Origin of the sequence: Saccharothrix sp. ALI-22-I, from assembly GCF_001984175.1 — a bacterium.
Lineage (GTDB): Bacteria > Actinomycetota > Actinomycetes > Mycobacteriales > Pseudonocardiaceae > Actinosynnema.
Genome location: NZ_MTQP01000055.1, coordinates 189256 through 197239, shown reverse-complemented (window position 1 = coordinate 197239; position 7984 = coordinate 189256). Strand labels below are relative to the sequence as shown.

Below are 7984 nucleotides of genomic sequence, written 5' to 3'. Positions count from 1 at the left end.
GCTCGCTGGAAGGTCATGTGCCCAGGGTAACGCTTCGCGCCGAGTTTAAAGACTGACAGTCTCTTGACAACAGACCGGCGGTTCCTTACGGTCGGAGATGTAACAGACCGCCGGTCCGCAAGCGCGTGCGGGCTCTGCGGCCCTGAACCCTCCCGCCGCGCTCCCGCGCTGCCCGGAGCGCGGCACCCCAGCCGACGAGATCACCAGCAACATCAGCACCACGAAAGGAAACAGACATGACCAAGGCAGCCGTGCAGTTGAAGGCCGACGGTCCCATCGAGTTCATCGAGGTCGACGTCCGGCCGCCAGGCCCTGGAGAAGTCCGTGTCCGGATGGCCGCCGCCGGCCTGTGCCACACGGACGTGCAGGCCCTCTACGGCGGCGTCGCCGGCATGACCATGCCGCCACCGGCGGTCGCCGGACACGAGGGCGCCGGCGTGGTGACCGAGGTCGGCCCAGGCGTCTCCGGCCCCACCGTCGGCGACCACGTGATCCTCTCCGCCTCGGGGCACGATGGCACGTGCGAGTTCTGCACGGACGGTCATCCCTCGTTGTGTCTGCGAAGCCATCAGCTGGCCGACCCGCGCACAGGGAACGGCCCCGCCCTGTCGGTCGACGGCACCCCGGTGACCCCTTTCGGCCCCCTCGGCACGTTCACCGAGGAGACGATCGTGCCCGCGGAGTGCGCCATCGCCATCGACAAGGCCATGCCGCTGGACCTCGCCTGCCTCATCGGCTGCGCGGTCTCCACGGGAGTAGGTGCCGTCCGCAACCGGGTCACAGTACGGCCCGGCGACCACGTCGCGGTCCTCGGCTGCGGCGGAGTGGGCCTGAACATCGTCCAGGCGGCACGACGGGCGGGCGCCGGCAGCGTGATCGCGGTCGACGTCAGTGAGGAGAAGCTGGCGGTCGCGACCGCGTTCGGCGCGACCCACGTCATCGACGCCCGCCACGTCCAGGTACCCGACGCCGTCCGGGCCGTCACCGGCCCCTTCGGCGCCCACTTCACGTTCGAGAGCACCGGTCTGACGGACTGCATGGCGCAGGCCATCTCCGCGGCCCGCCCTGGCGGAACCGCGGTCCTCCTGGGTATGGCACCCGGCTCCTCCGCACTCGCCCTTGACAACATCGCCGAAATCATCATCCAGGAGAAGGTGATCACCGGCTCGCTGATGGGCAGCGGCTACTCGGCCCGCGACTTCCCCGTTCTGGTGCGCGAGTACCTCGAAGGGACCCTCAAGCTCGACGAGCTCATCACCCGGCGTCGTCCCCTGGCCGAGATCAACGAGGCCATCGCCGACCTGAAGTCGGGCACCGGCCTGCGAACCGTCTTCACCTTCTGAGCCCCCTCAGCCGACTCCACCCCCGCTGTCCCGGCTCTTCATGAAGTTCGGCAACCGGTTCATGGCCCAGGACGACAACGCGGGCGCGCTGCCCACCCTGTACGCGGCGACGCGGGACATCCCCGGCGCGAGCTACGTCGGCCCGGACGGCTTCCAGGGGCCTGTGGGGTTCCAGAACTCTGCACTGAGGAGCTGAGCTGCGGTGATCGCACAAAAGCAGCTGTAGGAGCATGATCGTGGGGCGTGGCGCTACGACTGCTATACCTGATCTTCGTCCGGCTCGTCGGCTGGCTGGTTCTGCTCGGCCGATCGTCGGCGGCCAAGGACGTGGAGTTGCTGGTGCTGCGGCACGAAGTCGCCGTGCTGCGTCGGGTCAGTCCCCGCCCGCAGTTGGACTGGGCCGATCGCGCGGTGCTCGCCGCGTTGGTCCGACGCCTACCCGACTGGTTACGGCAACACCGGTTGGTGACACCGGGCACCGTCCTGCGGTGGCACCGGCGTCTGGTCGCGAAGAAGTGGACCTACCCGAACCGCACCGGCCGACCGCCGATCGACGACACCATCGCGGTGCTGATCGAACGGATGGCACAGGAGAACGCCGGGTGGGGCTACCGTCGAATCCAGGGCGAGCTGCTCAAGCTCGGTCACCGGGTAGCCGCTGCAACGGTTCGCCGCGTGCTCAAGCGCATGCGGGTACCGCCCGCGCCCCAGCGCGACACCGACACCTCCTGGCGACGGTTCCTGCGCGCGCAGACCGCGAGCATGTTGGCCTGCGACTTCTTCCACGTCGACTGCGCCGTCGCACTCAGGCGGGTCTGCGTGTTCTTCGTGATGGAGGTCGCCACGCGCTACGTGCACATCCTCGGCACCACCACGAACCCGGACGGCCCCTGGACAACGCAACAAGCCCGCAACCTACTCATGGACCTCGGCGATCGGACAGAAGACTTCCGGTTCCTGGTGCGAGACCGGGCCGGTCAGTTCACCACCTCGTTCGACGCGGTCTTTTCGGACACCGGCATCCAGGTCGTGAAGATCCCACCACGGTGTCCGCGAGCCAACGCCTTCGCCGAGCGGTTCGTCGGCACCGTCAGACGGGAAGTCATCGACCGACTGCTCATCCTCAACGAACGCCAACTGAGATCAGTGCTCGACCGGTATGTGACCCACTACAACCACCGCCGACCACACCAAGCCCTACAGCGCACACCACCACGGCCGGACCATCCGACCGCAGAGCCCACCTGGACCTCGATACGCCGACGACCAGTCCTCGGCGGTCTGATCAACGAGTACGAACCCACAGCAGCATAAGCGCAGGTCAGACCCCGTGGCCGACTTTTGATACCCCACAACCGGGTGCGGTACCGGTTGCCGGACGGTTCGTTGTTCACCGAGAACGGGTTCGAGTCACGCGAGGAGGCGGAGAACCGGGCCCGGGACGTGGAGTCCGATCAGCGACGGGGACGGTTCGTCGATCCCAGGCTGGCGCAGACCCGGTTCGGCGACTGGGTGCGCGAGTGGGTCCAGGCCCACGACGTCAGCGCGGTGACCTGGGCCACCTACGACTCTCATCTGCGCAACCACATCCTGCCCCGCTTCGCCGAGACCGAGCTGGGCGACCTGACGCGGATGGTGGTCAAGATCTGGGCCAAGCAACTGCGGCGGTCGCTGGGCGAGCGCAGCGTCGCCGACGTGATCAACCTGCTGTCGCGGATCCTCGGCGAAGCCGTCGACGAAGGCCTGATCGGCTCCAATCCCTGCCGCAAACTCCGCCTCACCACCGGCGACCAACCCGAACGACCCCACGCCACCGCCGCCCAGATCACCGGCCTGACCGCCCGCGTGTCCCCCGACAACGCCGCGCTGATCGTCACAGCGGCCTACACCGGCCTGCGCTGGGGTGAACTGACCGGACTGCAATGGGCACGGGTCGACACGGGCAACGCCGAGATCCGCGTCGACGCCAAGGACGGCGCCCTGCACGAGGTCGGCGGCAAACTCACCCTCGGACCACCCAAGACCCCCGCCAGCGTCCGCACCGTGCACCTACCCGAGTTCCTGGTCGACCTGCTCGACGACCACCACGACCGCCACCCCGACGCCCGGTTCGTGTTCACCGGAACCGACGGCGGCTTCCACCGCCGGTCCAACTTCCGCCGCCGCGTCTGGCTGCCCGCCCTGCGCGGCGACACCGGCCGACCGCGGATCAACCCCGAGATGCACTTCCACGACCTGCGACACACCCACAAAACCTGGCTCATCGAGGACGGCGTCCCCGAAGTCCTGCAGCACAAAAGGATCGGCCACAAGTTCCACGGCGTCATGGGCGTCTACTCCCACGTCACCCAACCCATGATCGACACCATGCTCGCCGGACTCCAACACCGCTGGGAGCAAACGGGGAGCACGAACCCATGACCACCTTCGCAAATACGGATGTGGTCAAGATCGCCTGCTCCCCATTTGCTCCCCGAAACGATCAATGGCCCGCAGACAAAGATCGTCTACAGGCCATTGACCAGGTTAAACACACTGTGGGCGATACTGGGATCGAACCAGTGACCTCTTCGGTGTGAACGAAGCGCTCTCCCGCTGAGCTAAACGCCCGTATTCGGTTCTCACACCCGCTCTCGCGGTGTGGTCATAGCTTACAACATCATCCCCGTGAACCAAAAATCGGGCTCTGCAACCAGGTCCAGTCGAGCCCGAACCAACCTCCGACCAGCGCGAACGCGCCCAGCAGCCAGCACGTCAACGCCACCACGAGGCCGGTGACGGCCAGTACGAGCGCCTTGACCAAGAGGTTCTGCCGCTTCAGCCACGCGACCCACGCGTCGTAGTAGCGCTTGGCGAACTTCAGCACCCGGCCGGCCCACTCGAACTCGGTGGCCAGGATCGCCAGGCCCGCGAAGACCACGAGCCACCCCGGCCCTGGGTACGGGATCATCAGCACGCCCGCCACCAGGACCAGGCCGCCGACCACGCCGACACCGATGCGGTAGGTCATGTTCAGCGTCGGGTTGCGACGGAACCAGTGACGGTGCTCCGCGCCTTCGGTGGTGTCTTCGCGCTGCTCTGCGGTCATGCGCACATCATCGCTCATACGTCCTTCACGCGGGACCGACCTGACCCGATGCCAATACGGCCGACGGCTTCACGGGCGCCTGCCGGCCCGGTTCCAGCGAGATCCCGAAGCCATTGTGCTCGTGCGCGTCCGCCGACCACGCCAGAAGCCGCACGTCAGAATTGTCCGCCGCGACGTCGAATGTGGCCAACGCCACAGGAGTCGGCCCGCCGAGCCCCCACACCACGTAGACCTGCCGCGCCGCGTCGTTGGACGGCAGCTTCATCGGCAGGATCGCGGCGGCGTCGTCACCGGACATCAGCACGGCCAACACGTCACCTGAATCGGTCCGCAGCACGGCCCGGTCCGTCTCCGGGTCGGCCGCGATCCGCAGCGCGCGCTGCAACTGGTCGGCCTGGATGTCCTGCTGCGCGACCTGGTCGCTCAACTGGTCGAACCGCACTCCCACGACGCCGATCCCGGCCACCACGACCAGCGCCGCCGCGGCCAGGAGCAGCTTGCGCCCCCACCCGCCGCCGGACCGACTGCGTCGCCGCGGCTCCAGCGGGATCGGTTCGGCCACGGGCACGTGCGCCTGCGGGGTGTCCTCGATCGCGGCCATCAGTCGTGTCCGCAGCCGCTGGGGCGGCTCGTACTGGCGCAACGACCCACCGAGCGTGGCGGTGACCTCCTGGGTGGAGCGGACCGCCTGCCGGCACCGTGCGCACTCCGGCAGGTGGGCGCGCAGCCGTGCCTCCTCGTCCGGTTCGAGCGCGTGCATCGCGAACCCGACCGCGAGCTCTTCTTGAGGGCACCAGTCGTCCCTCTGCTCCCCGGTCACCGGCGTGCTCCCGTCGTCCTGCCCGGCGTGTCGTCGCCGGTCCCCCCTGCCCATGCGGAGTGCAGCGCCGTGCGCAGTCTGCGTATGGCGGCGAATGTGCGCGACTTCACCGTGCCCAGGGGTATGCCGGTCAAGGCCGCGACTTCTATCTGCGTGTAGCCGCCCAGGTAGGCCAGCGCGATCACCTGCCGCTGGTCCGCGGGCAGCCGGTCCAGCGCCTCCCGAACCTCCGCGCCGACCACACCGGTCAACGCCGCGTGGTCCGCACCCTCCGCGGGAGGCACGTCACGTTCGGAGACCTCGGCGGTCAGTGGCACGTTTCGTCTACGCTGAGTGTTCTCCCGGCGCACCGCGTCGACCGCGCGGTGGTGTACGACGGTCATCAGCCACGTGCCGAAGCCGCCGCGTGAACGGTCGTAGCCCGCCGGGTTGCGCCAGAGGGCCAGGAAGGCCTCCTGGACCACGTCCTCGGCGAGGTCGGGGTCGACACAGATGCGCCGGGCGAGCGAGTACGCCGGTCTCGCGTACCGGTCGTAGAGTGCACCGAACGCCGCGCGGTCACCCGTCGTCACGCGTCGGACGAGCTCCACGTCCGGGGGAGGCCGGTCGGGCTCGCGTCGTTGCGGGGCGGGTGAGTCAGCCACCGGAGAGGTCCTCACGTCCAACATTCGCGCAACAGCCGGTACCGGGTTCAGGTTAAACCCAGCAAGATGGGAGCGAGCCGGACGCAGTGGACACGGACCGCATCGACTTGGTAGCCCAGTGGAGTGATATGACCCCAATCGGGTGATATATCCCGCAGAGTCGAGCGTTCCTCGCCACATATACGTCACAAGTAGATAGCTCGGTCGTTCCATTGGACCGGGAAGGGAGAAGAGGGTAACGACGATGCGCAACGATCATGTGACACTCCGCTCAACAGCGGTCTTCGACCTGCTGGCACCGCGGACCCCGGCTGTCCCGGTGCAGGTGGAGCTTCGTTATGACACGAAAGATCCGTACGCGGTGGTAGCCGCGTTCCGAACCGGCCGTGCCGGATGGGTGGAGTGGGTGTTCGCCCGCGATCTGCTCGCCGACGGCCTGATCGCCGACGCGGGAGACGGCGACGTCCGAATCCGCCCGGCCGCCGACGACCCCGAGGTCGTGGTGATCGAACTCAGCTCGCCGTCCGGCCACGCCATGTTCGAGGCGTCGGCGCAGGAACTGGCCGACTTCCTCGACCGCACGTACGACGTCGTGGTGCCCGGGAACGAGCACCTGTGGGTCGACGTCGACGAAGCCCTGACCCACCTGATCTCCAACGATCTGACGTAAAAGCGCAGGTAGCGGACCTACCGGGGGATCAAGGGACCCCCGATTTGATCCCGCTGCGGTGCATGTAATAAAGTTCCTCTCGCACCGGGGAAGACCGGAACGACAGCCCCAAAAGGGAAAGTTCCAAGAAATCCACGGAGCATGCGGATGTAGCGCAGTTGGTAGCGCATCACCTTGCCAAGGTGAGGGTCGCGAGTTCGAGTCTCGTCATCCGCTCGGCAGAGGGCCCCTTGGGCTCAGGCCAGACTCCTGCTGCTAGCCTTCAGGGATCATGGCGGAGTGGCCGAGTGGCTTAGGCAAGGGCCTGCAAAGCCCTGTACACGGGTTCGATTCCCGTCTCCGCCTCGGACGATTAGCTCAGCGGGAGAGCACTACCTTGACACGGTAGGGGTCACTGGTTCAATCCCAGTATCGTCCACCAGGAATATACGCAGGTCAGACAGCCTGTCGGTGATCTTCACCGACAGGCTGTTCTGCTGTCGTGGGAGCATTTTGGGAGCAGACGATCTTGCTGTGATCGTCGACACCGTATGTGGTCACCCCTTCCTGCCCCGCTACGGTGACCGCCGAGCGCTCCCACCGACGCTGCATCCCGTCCAACATCGCGTCGACCATGGGCAGCGTCACATGCGAGTAGGTGCCCCGAACCCCGGCCATCCGGTGGCCCAGCCGCCTGCACTGGAGGATCTCCGGCACGCCGTCCTCGATGAGCCTGTGGGGTGCCAGAACTCTGCATCGGGCCAGTGAGCTGCGGAATCGTGCACCATGCCCCGCGGGGCATGATCCTAGGGCATGGCGTTACGACTGCTGTACCTGATCTTCGTTCGACTCGGCGAGTGGCTCGTGCTTCTCGGCCGGTCCTCAGCGGCCAAGGACCTCGAGCTGCTGGTACTGCGACACGAGATCGCCGTGCTGCGCCGGACCACTCCCCGCCCTGTGCCGCTCGAGAAAACATCGCCGCTGGTAGAGCTACGGTGTCACCGTGTTGAGAGCATGTCCGGGTGATCAGGTCCCTGCTGTACAAGGTGACCCGGAGGTTGGTGTCCGTCCCGTCGGTGTTGCCGCGCGGCGAGGCGGCGAAAGACGTCGAGCTGCTCGTGCTGCGGCACGAGAACGCAGTCCTTCGACGGCATTTGGCAGGCCCGGTCCGTTACGAGCCCGCTCGGGATCGAGCACCAGCTGAGTCCGTGCGTTGGCCACCAGCTGGCGGGAGTACGCCACGTCCCGCTCCCGGGTCGCTCGACCGGCGTACATCAGGGCCAGCACCGAAAGCAGGCTCACCACCACGACGATCACGCCCACGCCGATCAGCGTCCGGTGTGTCCGCCGGCACGTCGCGGCGCGCTCCTGAGCTTCCCGCTGCTTGCTGGCTTCCAGCAGGGCACGCTCGGAGTCGTTGAGCCGTTCGAGATCGCGGTC

10 protein-coding genes and 4 tRNA genes are annotated in these 7984 nt (G+C 67.2%); 9 read left to right on the top strand and 5 right to left on the bottom strand.

Going from position 1 to position 7984, the window contains the following annotated elements; all coding sequences use genetic code 11:
• Nucleotides 1–236: 236 nt before the first annotated feature.
• The 4 genes from ALI22I_RS15180 to ALI22I_RS15170 are packed head-to-tail and all read left to right on the top strand — an operon-like array spanning nt 237 to nt 3764.
• A complete protein-coding gene (locus ALI22I_RS15180; protein WP_077006125.1) occupies nt 237–1343 on the top strand; it encodes a Zn-dependent alcohol dehydrogenase in 1107 nt (368 codons plus the stop codon).
• Nucleotides 1344–1383: 40 nt separating this feature from the next.
• Entirely contained in the window at nt 1384–1539 is a 156-nt protein-coding gene (locus tag ALI22I_RS49210; RefSeq protein WP_202970979.1) for a hypothetical protein, read from the top strand.
• A 47-nt stretch (nt 1540–1586) separates the two neighbouring features.
• The gene (locus tag ALI22I_RS53675; protein ID WP_077006124.1) at nt 1587–2657 is read left to right on the top strand and encodes an integrase core domain-containing protein; all 1071 of its coding nucleotides are present in this window, start codon (nt 1587–1589) and stop codon (nt 2655–2657) included.
• Between the two features lie 45 nt (nt 2658–2702).
• Nucleotides 2703–3764: a tyrosine-type recombinase/integrase gene (locus ALI22I_RS15170; RefSeq protein WP_202970978.1), complete on the top strand. Its 1062-nt coding sequence runs from the start codon at nt 2703–2705 to the stop codon at nt 3762–3764.
• Nucleotides 3765–3881: 117 nt separating this feature from the next.
• Here the strand turns inward: ALI22I_RS15170 and ALI22I_RS15165 are convergent.
• The 4 genes from ALI22I_RS15165 to ALI22I_RS15150 all read right to left on the bottom strand — a co-directional run bounded on the left by ALI22I_RS15165 (nt 3882) and on the right by ALI22I_RS15150 (nt 5895).
• Nucleotides 3882–3953, bottom strand: a tRNA-Val gene (locus ALI22I_RS15165).
• A 49-nt stretch (nt 3954–4002) separates the two neighbouring features.
• Complete coding sequence (locus ALI22I_RS15160; protein WP_077006122.1) at nt 4003–4431, bottom strand: TIGR02611 family protein; 429 nt, start codon at nt 4429–4431, stop codon at nt 4003–4005.
• A 25-nt stretch (nt 4432–4456) separates the two neighbouring features.
• Entirely contained in the window at nt 4457–5251 is a 795-nt protein-coding gene (locus tag ALI22I_RS15155) for an anti-sigma factor (protein ID WP_179118239.1), read from the bottom strand.
• Nucleotides 5248–5895: an RNA polymerase sigma factor gene (locus tag ALI22I_RS15150; protein WP_238598372.1), complete on the bottom strand. Its 648-nt coding sequence runs from the start codon at nt 5893–5895 to the stop codon at nt 5248–5250. The genes ALI22I_RS15155 and ALI22I_RS15150 overlap by 4 nt, the downstream gene beginning before the upstream one ends.
• Before the next feature lie 244 nt (nt 5896–6139).
• On the opposite strand from ALI22I_RS15150, the gene ALI22I_RS15145 reads away from it, so the two are divergent.
• The 4 genes from ALI22I_RS15145 to ALI22I_RS15130 all read left to right on the top strand — a co-directional run bounded on the left by ALI22I_RS15145 (nt 6140) and on the right by ALI22I_RS15130 (nt 6986).
• Nucleotides 6140–6565, top strand: a complete 426-nt coding sequence (locus tag ALI22I_RS15145) for an SsgA family sporulation/cell division regulator (RefSeq protein ID WP_073893954.1) — start codon at nt 6140–6142, stop codon at nt 6563–6565.
• A gap of 143 nt (nt 6566–6708) precedes the next feature.
• Nucleotides 6709–6781: transfer RNA gene (locus tag ALI22I_RS15140), tRNA-Gly, on the top strand.
• A gap of 57 nt (nt 6782–6838) precedes the next feature.
• Nucleotides 6839–6910, top strand: a tRNA-Cys gene (locus ALI22I_RS15135).
• Nucleotide 6911: 1 nt separating this feature from the next.
• Nucleotides 6912–6986, top strand: a tRNA-Val gene (locus tag ALI22I_RS15130).
• A gap of 14 nt (nt 6987–7000) precedes the next feature.
• Here the strand turns inward: ALI22I_RS15130 and ALI22I_RS50835 are convergent.
• Nucleotides 7001–7261: a hypothetical protein gene (locus tag ALI22I_RS50835; protein ID WP_077006120.1), complete on the bottom strand. Its 261-nt coding sequence runs from the start codon at nt 7259–7261 to the stop codon at nt 7001–7003.
• 96 nt (nt 7262–7357) lie between these two features.
• On the opposite strand from ALI22I_RS50835, the gene ALI22I_RS15120 reads away from it, so the two are divergent.
• Complete coding sequence (locus ALI22I_RS15120) at nt 7358–7570, top strand: hypothetical protein (RefSeq protein WP_077006119.1); 213 nt, start codon at nt 7358–7360, stop codon at nt 7568–7570.
• Nucleotides 7571–7984 lie beyond the last annotated feature (414 nt).

Bases quoted from the DNA above. Each gene is read 5' to 3' on its own strand.
- ALI22I_RS15180 (WP_077006125.1), top strand. From the start codon at position 237: ATGACCAAGGCAGCCGTGCAGTTGAAGGCCGACGGTCCCATCGAGTTC.
- ALI22I_RS49210 (WP_202970979.1), top strand. From the start codon at position 1,384: ATGAAGTTCGGCAACCGGTTCATGGCCCAGGACGACAACGCGGGCGCG.
- ALI22I_RS15160 (WP_077006122.1), bottom strand. From the start codon at position 4,431: ATGACCGCAGAGCAGCGCGAAGACACCACCGAAGGCGCGGAGCACCGT.
- ALI22I_RS15145 (WP_073893954.1), top strand. From the start codon at position 6,140: ATGCGCAACGATCATGTGACACTCCGCTCAACAGCGGTCTTCGACCTG.
- ALI22I_RS15120 (WP_077006119.1), top strand. From the start codon at position 7,358: ATGGCGTTACGACTGCTGTACCTGATCTTCGTTCGACTCGGCGAGTGG.